The sequence below is a fragment of the Caulobacter sp. NIBR2454 genome, assembly GCF_027474405.1.
Taxonomy (GTDB): domain Bacteria; phylum Pseudomonadota; class Alphaproteobacteria; order Caulobacterales; family Caulobacteraceae; genus Caulobacter.
The window spans coordinates 1531284-1546608 of sequence record NZ_CP114871.1; the positions used below are offsets into that span (position 1 = coordinate 1531284).

The following is a 15325-nucleotide window of genomic DNA, read 5'->3' on the forward strand; positions in this document are numbered from 1 at the left end:
CCGTTCAGGGTTTGGCGACGACGGTGACGGCGCCGAGCTCTGTCGAGCCCTTGGCGCTGGTGGTCTTGGCGGCCTTGGGCGGCCACTGGACCGGGACCTTGATCAGCTCACGGCCGCCGACTTCACGGGCGGCTTCCACCACCAGCATGTATTCCCCGGCGGGCAGGCCCTTCAGCGGGCCCTTGGCGCTGTTGAAGCTGACCGTGTGACGGCCGGGCGCGCGGGTCGGGCTGGTGACGCCATCGACGGGAAAGGACATCTCGCGACCGGCGCGACGCCACCACTGGCGAATGTCCTTCAGCCACTTCTCGCCTTCGTTGTTCCTTAGCTTGGTGTCGTACCAGACGGCGAAGGTGCCGACAGCGGTCTGGTCGGGCCGCTCAAGCCAGATGGCCGCGTAAGGACGGTGATACTCGGCCACGGTCAGGCGCGGGATCTCCACCGTCACGTTCAGGTCAGCGGCCAGGGCCGGAGTGGCGGCGAGGCTGCCAAGGGCGAGGGCGGGCAGGGCTTTGCGCATAGAGGCGAGGCTCCGTCAGGAATGAATGAAAAGGATGACGAGGACGAGCGGGATCACGATCCCGAGCCCGACCATCGGCCAGGTGCTGGGCCGCGCCCCGGCATGCATCTGCAGCAGGCATAGACCGGTGATGCAGAAGACCAGACAGGCGACGGCGAAGACGTCGAGGAACCACATCCAGGCGGTTCCGGTGTTGCGACCCTTATGCAGGTCGTTCAGGTAGCTGATCGCGCCGCGCGTGGTCTTCTCATAGGCGATGTCGCCGGTGACGCGGTCCACGCTCAGCCAGGCGTCGCCACCGGGGCGGGTGAGAGCGACATAGACCTCATCCTCGGACCATTCGCCCTCGCGGCCGGTCACGTCGATCTTCATGGTCTTGCCGATCCACTTTGCGACGGGTTCCTGCAGCGGGCCTTTCTCGGCCGGTGCATTCACGCCCAGGGCGGTGATCATGTCGGCGGGCAGAACCGCTTCCTTGGAAATGACCTTGGGTTTGGCCTCAATCAGGGCCGCGTGGTTCAGCGTGATGCCAGTGGCGGCGAATAGGATCATGCCCACCAGGCAGATAGCCGAGCTGATCCAGTGCCACTGGTGCAGCTGTTTGAGCCAGAAGGAGCGGCTCTGGCTGGTGGTTTTGGCTTGGCTCATCGCGAAAAATGCAAGGTCCGGAGCGGCCGAGCGAAGCGCGGCCTAATGAGAACGATTTGCAATAACAAGCCGAACCTTGCGCTGCAAGCGATTGGCGCGTCTGCGACGTTTTAGAAGCTCAGGGGCTTGTGATCTCTGCGCGCTCGACCGGCGGTCGCTGGAAGTGCTACTAGGGTAGCGGACGCTAGCGACAATGAAGATCGAGCTTTTCGAAGCCTGCTTGATCGCTGCCGCTGATTTTTCTGAGATCAATTTTGGAACGCGAAAGTTACTCCCGCGTTCGCGCGAAAATCCCGTCAAGCTTGACTGCAAATTTGCACAACATTTGCTGTAATGGCGCCGCTATCGCCAACAAGTGGCCACTAAAGCGCCGTTTTGGACTGACGGGATCGGGCGGTTGGGAAGCTCGGCCTGTCGCAAGGCGTCGCCACGCTCCCGCGCTCGAAAACTGGGAGAAGAATTCGATGCAGTTCAAATCGAAAGGCATGATCGCCGTAGCGATGCTTGCCGGCGCCGTCGCCGTCAGTGGTTGCGCCACCAAGAAGTACGTCAATACGCAAGTCGGCCAGGTCGAAACTCGGGTCACCGCCCATGACGGTCAGATCGCCGAACTCGACCGCACCTCGCGCGAAGCGCTGCAGCGGGCCACCGCCGCCGGCAAGCTGGCCGAAGGCAAGTTCATGTATTCCATGGTCCTGTCGGACGACAGCGTGAAGTTCCCCCTGGACAAGGCCGCGCTGTCGCCTGAAGCGGAATCTCGTCTTCTGGAGTTCGCCGAGAAGCTGAAGGCGGACAATAAGAACGTGTACCTGGAAATCCAGGGTCACACCGACGCCAGCGGCGACCCGATGTATAACGAGAAGCTGGGTGAAGCCCGCGCTGAAGCGGTTCGCAAGTTCCTGAACAAGCAGGGCGTCGCACTCAACCGTATGGCCTCCATCTCCTATGGCGAAGAGGCTCCCGTCGCGCCGAATGACGACCGCAACGGCCGCGCGCAGAACCGCCGCGTCGTGGTGGTCGTGCTGGCCTAGAACAACACGGGAGCCGTCATCCGGCGGCTCCCGTTTAAGATCGCGCCTTGAGCCGGGCCTCCGCCAACTGTCGCCCTAGCTCATCCTTACGCGCCTCGAATTGCTTGGTGAGTTCCTCGGCTTCCTTGTCGAGAGCCGCCCGGCGTTTCGCTAAGGCAGCCTGCGCTTCGGCTTCCTCGGCGACTAGCGCCTCCTGCTTGGCCTTCAACGCTGTCAGTTCGAGGCGTGCCGCCTCCTTCGCCTTGGAAGGCTTTGGCGGCGGCGCCTCCTTTGGAACCTGGATCGGACCCTTGCGCCCGCCAGCCGGACGCTCAAGCACGACCTCCGGTGTTTTCTCCGCCGCCTTCTTGAGCGCCGCGTCGTCCGTCTCGCGCGCTGCGCCTTGTTTGAACAGGTCCTGGTGGACGCCCCAGGCGGCCAGGGCTTTTGGCCGAGACGTGGTGGCGACCACGAAGTCGGTGAGACCGTCGGAGGTGATGAAAGTCTTGAGCCGGGCCATCACCGCTCAACGCGCGCGCTGGCGGTTGGATCAGCCGGCGGTCTTCAACGCGTTGCGGCCAGCCGCTCCAGGGCCGGGGCCAGAACTTCCAGTTCGTCCGGGGACAGCGCATCGGCGATCCCGCGATTGATCTCGTCCAGCTCGGCGCGAAGACGAACCAGCGCCTCACGACCCTTGTCGGTGAGATCGAGTGACAGGGTGCGGGGATCGTTGCTGCGCGGCGTGCGGGTGATCAGTTCGGCGGCGAGCAGGCGGGAGACCATGGTGGTGACCGCCGACTCCTGCTGCTTCAGCGCCTTGGCCACCTCGCGTTGGGACAAGCCTGGCGAACGCTCGATGGCGAAGAGCGCGGCGCCCTGAGCAGCGCTGACTCCGGCCGCCGCCATTCCGGCTTCGTCAGCCTGCTTGCGCAACTGCTGCGCCACCACCTGAAGCAGGTGATAAACATGAGAATTCGCCATGTACGACACATGCCACGGTTAGGCGGTTGACGCATCCCCAAATCGCGTCATATGTGAATTCATATGTGAATTCTTATATGAAGCATTTGAGCATTGGCGCAGTCGATAGTCGCTTTCACGAAGCAAGCAGGAGCTCGCAACCGCGGTTGTGAGGGTGGACGTTCGCTGGCCGACCTTGGCCGCACTGCTGATCCGCTTGCCGATTCTCCAACCGCTCGGGCGCCTGACGCTACGGAACGGGCGCCCCCTCCAAATATTGCGCACGCGCCTCTGTAACCAACGGCGCAGGGCGCACGAAATATCAGGCACAAAGAAAGGCTGACTGGTCTGGTCTGAAGCGCGCTCTTAGCCGGGCCCGTTACGGCCTCCCTGCGCCTTCAACTCAGGGAGTTCACATGACCAGCACAATCGCGCCTTTGCTCGTCGATAGACGCGCCATGGGCCTCGGCCTCTTCGCAGCCTTGCAGGCTCCGGTGATCGCTCATGCCGCGACTCCGTCCGCCGAGGCGTTGATGACCGCCTCCTACAAGGCCGGGCGGTTCAACAGCGCCAAGTTCCAGGCTCAGCTGCAGTTGACCGGCCAGGGCGCGCCCCGACTGCGCGAACTAACCGGGGCCTCCCGGCTTCTGGAAAATGGCGCGGCCATGGCGCGGCTGATGAAGATCAACGCGCCCTCGGACATGCGCGGCGTCGGCACCCTGACGGTCGAACGTCCGGCGGCGAGCGACGACCTTTGGGTCTATCTGCCGTCCCTGCGCCGCATCCGGCGGCTGGTGTCGTCGAATCGGCGCGACCCTTGGCTCGGCTCGGACTTCTCCCTGGGTGACATCGTCGGTCATGACGTGGCCGACTGGCGTCACGTGACGCTTCGACGCGAGACGGTAGCCGGCGCGCCCTGCACAGTCGTCGAGAGCTTGCCCAACCGTCAGGGTCTCGCAGCGGAGACCGGCTATTCGCGTCGCCTGACCTGGGTTCGCGACTCCGACGCCGTAGCCGCCAAGGCGACCTTCTACGACCTGTCCGGCGGGCTGCTGAAGACCATGGACGCCAGCGACGTCCGCCTCCTCGACGCCAAGGAAGGCAAGTCCCAGGCCATGCGCATCACCATGCGCAACGAGCGGGCAAAGACCGTTTCGGTCCTGAACTTTCGCGACTTCAAGATCAACGCGCCCGTCGCGGCGTCGGAAGTGGCCCCGGGGGCTCTGACCTCGTGAGCGGCGCTCAGCGGCCCGAAATCCTGATCGCCGCACTGGCGTTCGGGACCCTCGCCCTCGCGTCTTCTCCGGCGCGGGCGGAGGTGGAGTTCTCGACCCGCGCCGGCCTGTGGTCCGGCACGCGGCTCAACCAACCCGATGAGGGCCTGTTCGCCCGGGCGGAAATCTGGATGCGCTCGACCACCGCGCTGAACTCCGTCCTGGAGGTTCGCACGGAGGGTTGGGTCAGCACCGACCCCGCCGGCGACAATGATGCCGGCATCGAGGTTCGTCAGGCCCTCGTCGCCGCCAAGCTCGGGGGTCTTCGACTGGAGGCGGGCAGGGATGTCTATGCCTGGGGGCGCACCGACCGGATCAACCCCACCGATGTCGTCGGCCCCCGGGATCATCGCCGTCTCGTGGACGACGAGAATGACAACCGTCGCGGCATAGCCACGGTCCGGGCTCTGGTCGACGTCGCCGGGGGTGAGCTCAGCCTCCATTGGTTGCCGGAATTTCGCGCCACCGAGCTGCCCACGGTGGCCGTCCCAGGTGTCGAAGATGTCCATCCCGACAGCCCCGAGCAGCAATTCGCCGTCCGCTATGAACGCTTCGGAGCCGCTTTCGACTGGTCGGTCAGCTACGCCCAGGTCGCCGACCGTACGCCATGGGTTTCGGTGGCGATGCAGGGCGGGCGCCCGGTGACCAGTCTGCGTCACCCCACCCTGCGCATGTTCGGCGGGGACTTCGCCACCACCCTCGGCCCCTACGGCGTGCGCGGCGAGGCGGCGATCTACGACTACGACGACGATGACCTGACGGGCGTCGCCCGACGTCGCCCCGCCATAGCCGTCGTGCTCGGCGCGGATCGCGACTTCCCCGGCCAGCTGAACGTCAACGTGCAGGGCGTCGTGCGAATGTCGAAGTCGCTGCCCGAAACGCCGCCAGCCCTGGCGCCGGTCGCCCTGCGCAACGGCACGGTCCAGATCGCCTGGCGCGACACCTTAACTGGCGGGACCGTGCGGGTGCGCAAGGCCTTCGCCGCCGATCGCGCCAGCGTCGAGGCCTCCGCCGCCGCCTATGAGGGCGGCGGTCGCTTCGCACAGATGCGGGCCAGCTACGCCATCCGCGACGGGGTCCGCCTGACGGCCCTGGCCGAACGCTTCGAAGGGAACGCCGCCACCCTCTTTGGCGGACTCAAGAACAACAACGTCATCAGTTTGGGAGTGCGGGTCGGCTTTTGACCCGCAGATAGGACGCTCACATGTTTGCTCTGCTCGGTCGGGCGATCGTCGCCCACCCATGGAAGTTCATGCTCGCCGCGGCCCTGGTCGCGACGCTCGCCTTCGCCGGAATAAGCCGGACCCGTTTTGTCAGCGACTATGACGCGACACTGCCCAACCGCAGCCCGCTAACCACCCAGATTCACTCGATCCAGGACCGCTTCGGCAGCCGCAGCACCCTGGCCCTGCTGGTGGCCGGCGGTAGCGATCAGGCCCGCATGCAGGCCGCCTGCCGCATGGGCGCCGCTCTGGAGCAGATCCCGGGCGTGGCGCCGGGCCGCGTCTATGGCGTCGGCTCCAACACCTTGAAATACGCCATAAATCGCGACGGGGAGCTGCAGGTCGTCGGCCTGGGTGAACTCTGCGCCACGGGGCAGGGGCTTACCCGCGAGGTGCTCGACGGCCTTGGTCCGCAGGCGCCGCTTGTGCGCGCCCCCAATGGGGATCTGACACTCTATGCCGACCTTGAAGCGCCCAGCGGCGAGTACGGCGATATCCTGGCCCAGATCGACAGCCAGATCGGCAAGATCGCCGGCGCGGGCGTGTCCATCGCCTATTCCGGGCAGCCGGCGTTCCTGGCGCAGAACGACATGTTCTCCAAGCGCATCGCCCTGTTCTTTCCGGGCATCATGCTGCTGATCCTGCTGTTGCATTGGGAGGCCCTGCGCTCAGTCCAGGCGGTGGTGATCCCGATCTTCACGGGCCTGACCGCCACCATGATCGCCATCGGCGTCTATGGCTGGGTGGGCTATCCCCTCGACACCTACGCCGTCCTCGCGCCTATCCTCGTTCTCGCCGTCGGCGCCGGTCACTCGGTTCAGTTGCTCAAGCGATACATGGAGGAGGTGGCCCAGCGCGTGCCGGAGGGCGAACGCGCCACCAAGGCCGTCAATGACGAGGCTCTGGTCACCACCATCACCGCCATCGGCCCGGTCCTGACCCTGGCTGTCAGCGGCGCGGCCGCCTGTCTGTTCGCCCTGCTGCTGCTCGACGTGGCCGCCCTGGCGCGCTTCGGCGTCCTGGCCGGAGTCGGCATCATCGCGGCCCTGTTTCTTGAGCTGACCTTCGTTCCGGCGATCCGCGCCGTCCTGCCGCCACCTCGCGTCCGGCGTGGCTTTGGCGAACTTAGCGGCATGTGGAGCCGGGGTCTGGCGGCGGTCGGCAAGTTCGCCCTGCGCGGTCCCAAAGGGGTGATCTTCGCCGGTCTGGCCTTGCTCGTCGTCGCCCTGGTCTTTGGCGTAGCGACTGTGAAGCCTTCGCACAGCATCTCGGTCTATACCGACGCGGATCTGCCGGTTCAGAAGACCGTCACCCGCCTGCGCGACGCCGGCGTCGGCCCCTATGTGCTGGACGTCGTCATCGACACCGGCTCGGCGGGCAAGGCGTTCGAACCCCAGTCGTTGGAGATGGCCAGCGAACTCCAGGGCTATCTCGCCAAGGACCCGGCGGTGCGCAGCACCCTCTCGGCCTCGTCGGTGATCGGCTTCCTAAAGTGCCGCTTCGCGGACCTGCGCGACTGCGCGTCTCCCGATGCGCGCATCAGTTCGGCGGATGAAGCCAACCAGATCTGGACGATCCTGTTCGGCGGCGGTCGGGAAGCCGGCCTCATCGACGAGACGGGCCGTTACTTGCGGGTCCGCGCCTTCGTGTCCGTCGACGAAACCAATGTCGCCGCTCGGCTGATCAAGGAGGCGGACGAGTTCTCCGTCGCTCGCGGCGTGAGGGTGGAGGTCGGCGGTTCGGCCCTCGCGGCCAAGGCCTTGGCCGACGGCATCGTGCAGGTCAGCCTGGAGAAGGCGCTGCTGCTGATCGTCATCGTCACCCTGATCGGCGCCCTGGCGTTCCGCAGCCTGAAGATGGCGGCCATGTTCGCCCTGCCGAGCATGCTGACCGTGTTGACCAACTTCGCCTATCTGGGTTGGAGCGGCACCAGCCTGAACGTGGCCACCGCGGCCGTCGCCACGATCGCGGTGGGGGTGGGTCTGGACTACCTGATCTACATCGCATTCCGCATCCGCGAGGCGCTTCAGCGCGGCGACGACTACGAGACGGCGGTCCTCTACGGCCACCGCTCGGCTGGCGGCGCGGCGCTGTGCGTCGCCTCGGCCGTGGCGGTCGGGTATCTGGTGCTGATGTTGTCGCCGGGCTACCTGCTGCATCACTGGATCGCGGCCCTGGTGCCGATGACCATGATCTCCAGCCTGTTCGGAGCGCTGTTCGTGTTCCCTTTCCTGGTGCGGCTATGGCGTCCGACCTTCGGGCTCAAGCTGAGCAAGGCTGAGAGTTAAGGGCTTGTGGGCGGAGGTCTTCGGATTTCCGCCCAACTTTCCATGGATTGGCGAATGACCTCGGAAACGGCGCGCTTTGATCATCTGGTTCTTCTGGCGTCAGACCTCGGGCGCAGCGTCGCCTTCTATGGGAGGGCTCTGCCCCCGCTAGGCCTGAACCTGACCCGAGAATGGGTCTGGGTGGGGGAGGGCGGCGTCGCTGTCGATCTGCAGCAGGCCAAGGCCGATCAGGCCTATGCGCGCTATGGCCCTGGTCTCAACCACTTCTCGTTTCGACTGGAGTCGCAGGAGGCGTTCGAGCGTGTGCTTCGGCTTTACACGGCGGCGGGCCTCGACGTGCCGCCCACTCAGGACTTTGGAGACGCCCTCAGCGTCTTCATGCCTGACCCAGACGGGCTGCGGCTTGAGGTGACCTGGTACCGGGAGACGAGCGCCTAGCCCGCCTCCCGGCCAAGGATCAGGCTTCTTCCAGCACGCGGGGCTGGCTGGCCTTTTCGAGGCGCATGTTCAGGGCGTCTAGCTGCGCCCAGAGGGCGGCGGGCAGACGATCGCCGAACTTGGCGTAAGCGTCGGGGATCAGGGCCGCTTCTTCGCGCCAGATCGCGGGATCGACGGTCAGCAGCAGGTCAAGCTGCGCGTCGGTCAGCTCAAGGCCCGACAGGTCTAGCCCGTCGCGCGACGGCAGGCGGCCGATGGCGGTGTCCACCGCGTCGGCCTGGCCCTCCAGGCGGTCGACGATCCACTTCAGGACGCGGCTGTTCTCGCCATAGCCAGGCCAGACGAACTTGCCGCGCTCGTCCTTGCGGAACCAGTTGACGAAGTAGATGCGCGGCAGCTTGGCCGGATCGGCGGCGGCCCCGACCTTCAGCCAGTGGCTGAAATAGTCGCCCATGTTGTAGCCGCAAAACGGCAGCATGGCGAAGGGATCGCGACGCAGCTCGCCGATGCTGTTCTCCGCCGCCGCCGTGCCTTCGGACGCGACGTTGGAGGCAAGGAATACCCCGTGCTCCCAGTCGAAGGCTTCGGTGACCAGCGGCACGGCCGAGGCGCGGCGACCGCCGAACAGAATGGCCGAGATCGGCACGCCGTCAGGGTCTTCCCACTCATCGGCGATGACCGGGCACTGGCCGGCCGGCACGGCGAAGCGGGCGTTGGGGTGGGCGGCCGGCTCACCGGATTCCGGCGACCAGGGGCGGCCCTTCCAGTCGGTCAGCCCCTCGGGCGGGGAGGCGGTCAGCCCTTCCCACCAGACATCGCCGTCATCGGTCAGGGCGACGTTGGTGTAGATGCAGTTGGCGTGCAGGGTGTCGACCGCATTGCGGTTGGTGTGGACGCCGGTGCCCGGCGCGACCCCGAAGAAGCCGGCCTCCGGATTGATGGCCCGCAGGCGTCCGTCTTCGCCAAAACGCATCCAGCAGATATCGTCGCCGATGGTCTCGGCCTTCCAGCCGGCCAGGGTCGGCTGCAGCATGGCCATGTTGGTCTTGCCGCAGGCGCTGGGGAAAGCCGCCGCCACGTAGCGAACCTGATTGGCCGGCGAGGTCAGCTTGAGGATCAGCATGTGCTCGGCCAGCCACCCCTCGTCGCGGGCCATGACCGAAGCGATGCGCAGGGCGTAGCACTTCTTGCCCAGCAGGGCGTTGCCGCCATAGCCGGAGCCGTAAGACCAGATCTCGCGGCTCTCCGGGAAATGGACGATGTACTTGTCGTCGTTGCAGGGCCACGGCACGTCGGCCTGGCCCTCGGCCAGCGGCGCGCCCAGGGTGTGGACCGCGGGCACGAAGAAGCCGTCGTCGCCCATGGCGTCCAGGGCGGCCTGGCCCATGCGGGTCATCACCCGCATCGACACGGCCACATAGGCGCTGTCGGTGATCTCGACGCCCAGCGCGCTGATCGGCGAGCCGACCGGGCCCATGGAGAAGGGGACCACGTACATGGTGCGGCCCCGCATGCAGCCGTCGAACAGGCCGTTCAGCGTCTCGCGCATCTCGGCCGGATCACGCCAGTTGTTGGTTGGACCGGCGTCCTCCTGCTCTTGCGAGCAGATGAAGGTGCGGCTTTCGACGCGAGCAACGTCGCGCGGATCGGAAGCGGCGTAGAAGGAATTGGGGCGTAGATCGGGATTGAGGCGCTTCAGCGTGCCCCCGGCGACCAACTCGTCGGTGAGCATCTTCCACTCTGCGTCGGAGCCATCACACCAGTGGATCGCCTTGGGCTTGGTGAGCGCGGCGACGTCCTTCACCCACGCCAATAGGCGCGCGTGTTTCGTCAGGGGCGTACTCGCCCCCAGCCCGTGATCTTGCATTGAACTTCCTGCGTCTAGTTGGCGAGACTGACGCTCGCCTATGACGTCACCATAGCGTCATGCGCGGAGTCGAAAACTATGACAGCGCTGTCGCAGGAAGAAATCCCGTCCGACGTCTGTGATTTGAGGGCGGTATCGCTCCGGATCGGCCAACTGCCGCGCGAATTTTCCCGTAATGGGAGAATCTTGAGGAGCGCCCGGCCTGACGCAGAGTTATGCCAGAGTGAAGGCTACCGCCCCGAGCCTGGCCCGGGGCGCCGCCGTCTTGATCAGGCCTTTTTCGTCCGGCCCTTGGGGGCCGCCTTGCCACGTCCGCCTTGGCCCAGGCCCATGCGCTTGGCCATTTCCGAACGCGCCGCCGCGTAGGAAGGGGCGACCATGGGATAGTCGTTCGGCAGGCCCCATTTGGCGCGATAGTCGTCGGGCGTCATGCCGCGGGTGGTCAGGTGACGCTTCATCGAACGGTATTGCTTACCGTCCTCGAAGCTCACCAGATACTCGTGATTGATCGAGCGCCGGATTTGGGCGGCAGTCGCCTTTTCCACCGTTTCGACCGGCTCGACGGGCGCTGAACCCAGGCTGGTAAGGGCCGAATGCACGCTCTTGATCAGATCGGGCAGGTCACTGGCGGCGGTCCGATTGTTCGAGACGTAATGCTCGACGATCAAGGACGTCAGCTCAATGACGGAAGCTTGGTCGGTAGTTCCAGACACGCGCGATCTCCTTGGTTGGAGGCACAGTGTGGCTAGAATCTCCAATATAGCCAAGCACAACCGACAAAGGCGGTTTGGCTATCCCAAACTATTGTTATTCAGCCGCGTACACCACGGGGTGAACATGGGCCCAGAGGTGAGCGCGATAGGTGTCAAAACACTGCTCCCCACAGATCAGGCGCATCACCGCGCCTTCGGCGATGAAACGCGCGCAAGCCGGGTTTTCCTCGACCAGCGGCGCCAGGGCTTCGGCGTTCCAGGCCTTGGAATGCTCGACATCCAACTGCGCATGAAGGGCGAAGTACTTGCGTGCTTCCGGCGCGACGCCCAGCCGCTTCAGACCTGCATCCACGCAGGCGACGCGCGTGGGCGCCGTCAGCTCCACCACGCCCAGCGCGCCGACCGAATGATAGACGTAGCGGCGATTGGTGGCGAACGCCGTCATGGTGTTGGCGAGGGCCAGGGACTGCCAGAGGGTAGAATCGATGGTCGGTTGAAGACCGAGCATGGCGGTGGTCCGTGTCAGCATCGGGCCATGCATGCCGCTGGCGCGCCCGCGCCCCATCTCGTCCCAATAGTTTCGGGCCAGCTCCAGCTTGGCGCGGTCCGACAGCTTCACTTGGGTCATGGCGACGAGGTCATCGAACCCGGCCTCGCCAGCCGCTTCCTGCGTCAGGAACCACTTCAGGTCCTCGATGGCGGCTTCGCCTTCAAGCCAGTCGAACAGCGGGTCCCACTGACCGGGACCATCGTCCTTGAGCGTTTCGAACCAGGCGACGAAGCCTTCCGGATCGGTCGGGATATCCTCGACCAAGCCTGAAACGTGACTGCGAAATTGCTCGAGGAACTCGCCCTCGGTCCGCTTCATGCGCGCCTCTTCGGCGATCTCGTCGCGCCAATCGGCGGAAGGAACGCCCACCGCGAGACGGCGATGGTTCCAGTGCGCGAGTCCGCGATGCAGGGACTCTGCGTCGGGAAACTCAGGCGTGAAGCCGCCCATATGGGAAAGTCGCTGGCCACCAAACACGTGCGAACTCCTGATTGTGGACGACGGGAGCGCTTTGCAGCGCCAACGGTTCCAATGTCGGGGAGTAGACGCGAGGGTCTGGGGCGGGCGTCGTCAGGCCGCCGATGGCGCGGCCAAGGCGCGCCAAAAAAGAATGGGCGCCCGCATCGAACGGGCGCCCTTGGTCTCTAGGCGAACAGCGGGACTGGCCCGCGGCCGCCGCCATTCCAGTTGCCCCAATTGGGGAAGACATAGCCCATGTCGGCGCTGGAGACCCCGAACCACTGAGCCACCGATCCGAAGTATTCTTCGTTGGCGATGGTCGGAATCCAGCTGCCCTCGTTCTCGGCGTCGTCGCCGGTCCCGAAAGCCAGCTGCGGATAGAGACCATGGATGGTCCGCGGCTTGAGTCCGCCGCCGATCACGAAGTGGGCGTTGCCCCAGCCGTGGTCGGAGCCGTTGGAGCCGTTGCCTTTGAAGGTACGGCCGAAGTCCGACATGGTGACGATAGTCACCTTATCTTCCAGGCCCAGGCTCTTCATCGCCGCATAGAAGCTCCTGATGCTCAGAGCCAGGTCGGTGAGCATGTCGGCGTGGGCGCCCAGCACCCGGCCGCCGGCGACCTGGTTGGCGTGGGTGTCGTAGTCGCCTTGGCCAGCATAGAAGATCTGCCGCTTGTGGCCCAGGCGGCCGGCCTGCTCGATGGTGCGCGCGATCAGGCGCAGCTGACGCGACACCTGGGCGTCGCGGAACCCGCCGCCGGCCTCGTTGAAGAAGCTGTCGACCGAGCTCTGCTCGCCGCGCAGGATCGGGTTCATCGCCTTGCCTGCGGTGTAGGAGTCCTCGAACCCCTTGCCGGTCAGACGCAGCAGGGTGTTGTTGTGCGCTTCGGCTTCGCTGGCGAAGGCGTTGAGCGCCGCCTTGCGCAGAACGGCCGCCTCGCCGCCGCCGTCCTCATAGCCGACCCGCTCGAACGGCGAGTAGAGCGGCAGAATTAGCGGCGACGAAGCATTGCCCATCAGCGCCAGATTGGCGCCGTTGGTGGAGATCAGCGGCGAGGCGGCTGAGGAGAAGCCGATCCTGTCGGCCATGCGGCCCAGGACGCCGTCCGGGTGAATGCTGCCGGGGCGCATGCTCTGCCAGTGAGCCTGTTCGTCCGAGTGGGACGACAGATTGCTGGGGCGCCATTCCGGATGGGCCCAGAACTGGTCGCGGGTCAGCGGACGCAGCAGCGTGCCCACATTCAGCACCCACGACATCGCGCCTTCTTCCCACAGCGGGACGAGCGGAGCGAACGACGGGTGCATGGCGAAGTTGGTGCCCGACAGCTTGGTGGCCTCAAGGTCCTCCTGCTGCAGGGCGATGGAGGGGCCGCGAAGGTCCGAATACGCCTTGTGGCGATCCTTATCCACGGGGATCAGGGTGTTGAACCCGTCGTTGCCGCCGTAGAGGAAGATGGTCACAACCGCCCGGTAGTCGGCGTTGTTGGCCGCTACGGCCGAGGTCAGGCCGAGCGTGCCGAGCGTGGCCGCCGCGCCCGAGCCGAGCGCCAGGCGACCGAAATCACGTCTGGAAAGATTCATCGGATCACCGATCAACTTGGAATTGGGGAGAGGTCAGGATGATGTAGAGGCCGGTCTGCGCGCGCTTGCGCGCCCGTACGGCTCTGTCGGAGTCGGTGATCCCCTCCATGGCCGCCTTGATCGCGTCGTACTGGGCGGGCGTCATGGTGTTGCCGAGCAGGATCAGGTCCATCTGCTTGATCATGTCGTCGGTCTTGTCGCCGTAGGCTTCCCACTGTTTCCAGTCGACCTTGGTGCCGGTCCTGCTGCCCAGGCTTGGGATGGGGTTGTAGTCGCGCCCGGTGCCGAGGATGTCGTCGATCAGCGTGTAGTTGAAGACGAAGTTGTGGCGTTCATGATCCAGGGCCGCGCCGGTCAGCTTGCTAGACGGGCTGACCAGTCCGTCGCTCTGCGCCAGCGGGAAGTCCCAGGGATAGTAGTTGAACACGCTGGGCGCCTCGAAGACGCGCTGGTTCAGATCGTGGGCCTTGGAGTAGGCGAAGAAGCCGTCCGAGGTGGCGTTCATCACCCGCAGGAAGCTGGTGATGTGAAGCACTGGCTCCTTCACCTTGCCGAAGGACGGGTTGTTGCTCTGGCCGCCCCGGGCGTCCGGGTCGAGCAGGATGGCCCGCACGACGGCCTTCAGGTCGCCGCGCACGCCCCGGCCGTTGTCGTTGAACACGCTGGCGACCCGCTCCACGTATTCACCGCGCGGATTGGACGTCACCAGATGCTGGATGAGCTGGCGCGCCACATAGGGTCCGACGTTGGGATGGTTGAACACCGCGCCGATGACGGCGTTGAGGTTCGCTTCCGGCGAGGCGCCCGCTGGCACCGATCGGCCCAGGAAGGATTTGGCGCCGTCGTCGAAGTAGGCGTAGCCGGCCGGATACTGCACCATGCGCACGGCGTAGTTGGGCTTGCGTTCATGCCATACGCCCGCGCCGTAGCGCGCGTAAGTCCAACCGGTGAGGGCGCGGGCCACCTCGTTGACGTCTTCTTCGGTATAGGTCGGCGTCGTCTGGCCGTTCGACACCCGCAGCGTTCCATCGGGGTTCAGGGTCGACGGATAGATCGAGAAGATCTGCATCAACTCGCGGGCGTAGTTCTGGTTAGGCGCGCCTTTGACCGAGGTCGCCATGTCCAGGTAGTCGCCCATTGCCGGGTTGAGCGTCACCTCCCGAAGGATGGTTTCGTAGTTGCCGAAGGCGTTGCTCAGCATGATCTGCTGGAACGACGCGATGCCGGCCGTACGCTCGACCTTCATCCCCGAGGTGACGATCATCTGCGACAGGGCGAACGCCACGCGCTGACGCAGCTGGTCTGGCTTGCTGAGTGCGTTGGAATAGAAGCGCATCGCCACCGGCTGGGCGCGGAAATAGGTCTGGATGCACAGATGGACGTCGGAAGCCCCGTCGCAGTTCGGCTGCGCATACTTTCCGGTGGTCATGTCAGCATAGGTGCTGTCGGTCAGCTCGAGCTGCTCGTCGACCCAGGCGGTGGCGCCGATTTCCTGGATTCGGGCGACGACGGTCTTGTTGGGACCGAAAGTGGCCTGCTTGGCCAGGCGGACCGCGTCGGCCGGGCTGGTGGCCGCGGGAGCGACAGCAGCCGACTGTCCGCGTTCGAGGGACTGATAGGTCAGCCCTGCGCCAGCTCCGACCGCGCCGACCAGGGCGAGGGCGACGCCGTAGCGTGCGATTGTGTTCATGGACACCGTACTGAATTTTGAGCGGAGGGCGGCCGCGAGTTTTTGGAGGGGAGGCCCAGCCGTAGAGCAGTGCCTGCGTCCGCCGAGGATTCGGCGCGCCAAACG

General features: G+C 65.5%; 14 protein-coding genes. 5 read left to right on the top strand and 9 right to left on the bottom strand.

Annotated elements, in window-relative coordinates:
* Positions 1-4 precede the first annotated feature (4 nt).
* Positions 5-520, bottom strand: coding sequence for a DUF2271 domain-containing protein (locus O5K31_RS07540; RefSeq protein WP_269716687.1), 516 nt, complete (start codon positions 518-520; stop codon positions 5-7).
* Between the two features lie 15 nt (positions 521-535).
* Positions 536-1168, bottom strand: a complete 633-nt coding sequence (locus O5K31_RS07545; RefSeq protein ID WP_269716688.1) for a PepSY-associated TM helix domain-containing protein — start codon at positions 1166-1168, stop codon at positions 536-538.
* 464 nt (positions 1169-1632) lie between these two features.
* Between O5K31_RS07545 and O5K31_RS07550 the strand changes: the two genes are divergently transcribed.
* Positions 1633-2199, top strand: coding sequence for an OmpA family protein (locus O5K31_RS07550; protein WP_269716689.1), 567 nt, complete (start codon positions 1633-1635; stop codon positions 2197-2199).
* A 34-nt stretch (positions 2200-2233) separates the two neighbouring features.
* On the opposite strand, the gene O5K31_RS07555 is transcribed toward O5K31_RS07550, so the two are convergent.
* Both O5K31_RS07555 and O5K31_RS07560 read right to left on the bottom strand, forming a co-directional pair.
* A complete protein-coding gene (locus O5K31_RS07555) occupies positions 2234-2698 on the bottom strand; it encodes a hypothetical protein (protein ID WP_269716690.1) in 465 nt (154 codons plus the stop codon).
* Between the two features lie 44 nt (positions 2699-2742).
* Entirely contained in the window at positions 2743-3159 is a 417-nt protein-coding gene (locus O5K31_RS07560) for a MarR family winged helix-turn-helix transcriptional regulator (RefSeq protein ID WP_269716691.1), read from the bottom strand.
* 395 nt (positions 3160-3554) lie between these two features.
* Here O5K31_RS07560 and O5K31_RS07565 point away from each other — a divergent pair, with 395 nt between their 5' ends.
* The 4 genes from O5K31_RS07565 to O5K31_RS07580 are packed head-to-tail and all read left to right on the top strand — an operon-like array spanning position 3555 to position 8361.
* On the top strand, positions 3555-4373 hold the full coding sequence (locus tag O5K31_RS07565) for an outer membrane lipoprotein-sorting protein (protein ID WP_269716692.1): 819 nt from the start codon (positions 3555-3557) through the stop codon (positions 4371-4373).
* Positions 4370-5596, top strand: coding sequence for a hypothetical protein (locus O5K31_RS07570; protein ID WP_269716693.1), 1227 nt, complete (start codon positions 4370-4372; stop codon positions 5594-5596). Before O5K31_RS07565 ends, O5K31_RS07570 begins: the two co-directional genes overlap by 4 nt.
* A gap of 20 nt (positions 5597-5616) precedes the next feature.
* Positions 5617-7923 carry an efflux RND transporter permease subunit gene (locus O5K31_RS07575; protein ID WP_269716694.1) on the top strand — a complete coding sequence of 769 codons (2307 nt, stop codon included), beginning with the start codon at positions 5617-5619 and terminating at the stop codon, positions 7921-7923.
* Positions 7924-7977: 54 nt separating this feature from the next.
* Positions 7978-8361, top strand: coding sequence for a VOC family protein (locus O5K31_RS07580; RefSeq protein ID WP_269716695.1), 384 nt, complete (start codon positions 7978-7980; stop codon positions 8359-8361).
* Between the two features lie 19 nt (positions 8362-8380).
* Here O5K31_RS07580 and O5K31_RS07585 read toward each other — a convergent pair whose 3' ends face one another.
* From O5K31_RS07585 to O5K31_RS07605, 5 genes are all read right to left on the bottom strand, one after another.
* Positions 8381-10228, bottom strand: coding sequence for a phosphoenolpyruvate carboxykinase (GTP) (locus tag O5K31_RS07585; RefSeq protein ID WP_269716696.1), 1848 nt, complete (start codon positions 10226-10228; stop codon positions 8381-8383).
* Between the two features lie 269 nt (positions 10229-10497).
* Entirely contained in the window at positions 10498-10941 is a 444-nt protein-coding gene (locus tag O5K31_RS07590; RefSeq protein WP_269716697.1) for a MucR family transcriptional regulator, read from the bottom strand.
* A 94-nt stretch (positions 10942-11035) separates the two neighbouring features.
* Positions 11036-11968 carry an iron-containing redox enzyme family protein gene (locus tag O5K31_RS07595; protein WP_269716698.1) on the bottom strand — a complete coding sequence of 311 codons (933 nt, stop codon included), beginning with the start codon at positions 11966-11968 and terminating at the stop codon, positions 11036-11038.
* A gap of 167 nt (positions 11969-12135) precedes the next feature.
* The gene (locus O5K31_RS07600; RefSeq protein WP_269716699.1) at positions 12136-13530 is read right to left on the bottom strand and encodes a DUF1501 domain-containing protein; all 1395 of its coding nucleotides are present in this window, start codon (positions 13528-13530) and stop codon (positions 12136-12138) included.
* Positions 13531-13534: 4 nt separating this feature from the next.
* The gene (locus O5K31_RS07605) at positions 13535-15220 is read right to left on the bottom strand and encodes a DUF1800 domain-containing protein (RefSeq protein WP_269716700.1); all 1686 of its coding nucleotides are present in this window, start codon (positions 15218-15220) and stop codon (positions 13535-13537) included.
* Between the last annotated feature and the right edge of the window lie 105 nt (positions 15221-15325).

Bases quoted from the DNA above. Each gene is read 5' to 3' on its own strand.
- O5K31_RS07575 (WP_269716694.1), top strand. From the start codon at position 5,617: ATGTTTGCTCTGCTCGGTCGGGCGATCGTCGCCCACCCATGGAAGTTC.
- O5K31_RS07540 (WP_269716687.1), bottom strand. From the start codon at position 520: ATGCGCAAAGCCCTGCCCGCCCTCGCCCTTGGCAGCCTCGCCGCCACT.
- O5K31_RS07585 (WP_269716696.1), bottom strand. From the start codon at position 10,228: ATGCAAGATCACGGGCTGGGGGCGAGTACGCCCCTGACGAAACACGCG.
- O5K31_RS07565 (WP_269716692.1), top strand. From the start codon at position 3,555: ATGACCAGCACAATCGCGCCTTTGCTCGTCGATAGACGCGCCATGGGC.
- O5K31_RS07600 (WP_269716699.1), bottom strand. From the start codon at position 13,530: ATGAATCTTTCCAGACGTGATTTCGGTCGCCTGGCGCTCGGCTCGGGC.
- O5K31_RS07550 (WP_269716689.1), top strand. From the start codon at position 1,633: ATGCAGTTCAAATCGAAAGGCATGATCGCCGTAGCGATGCTTGCCGGC.
- O5K31_RS07545 (WP_269716688.1), bottom strand. From the start codon at position 1,168: ATGAGCCAAGCCAAAACCACCAGCCAGAGCCGCTCCTTCTGGCTCAAA.
- O5K31_RS07560 (WP_269716691.1), bottom strand. From the start codon at position 3,159: ATGGCGAATTCTCATGTTTATCACCTGCTTCAGGTGGTGGCGCAGCAG.
- O5K31_RS07605 (WP_269716700.1), bottom strand. From the start codon at position 15,220: ATGAACACAATCGCACGCTACGGCGTCGCCCTCGCCCTGGTCGGCGCG.
- O5K31_RS07555 (WP_269716690.1), bottom strand. From the start codon at position 2,698: ATGGCCCGGCTCAAGACTTTCATCACCTCCGACGGTCTCACCGACTTC.
- O5K31_RS07580 (WP_269716695.1), top strand. From the start codon at position 7,978: ATGACCTCGGAAACGGCGCGCTTTGATCATCTGGTTCTTCTGGCGTCA.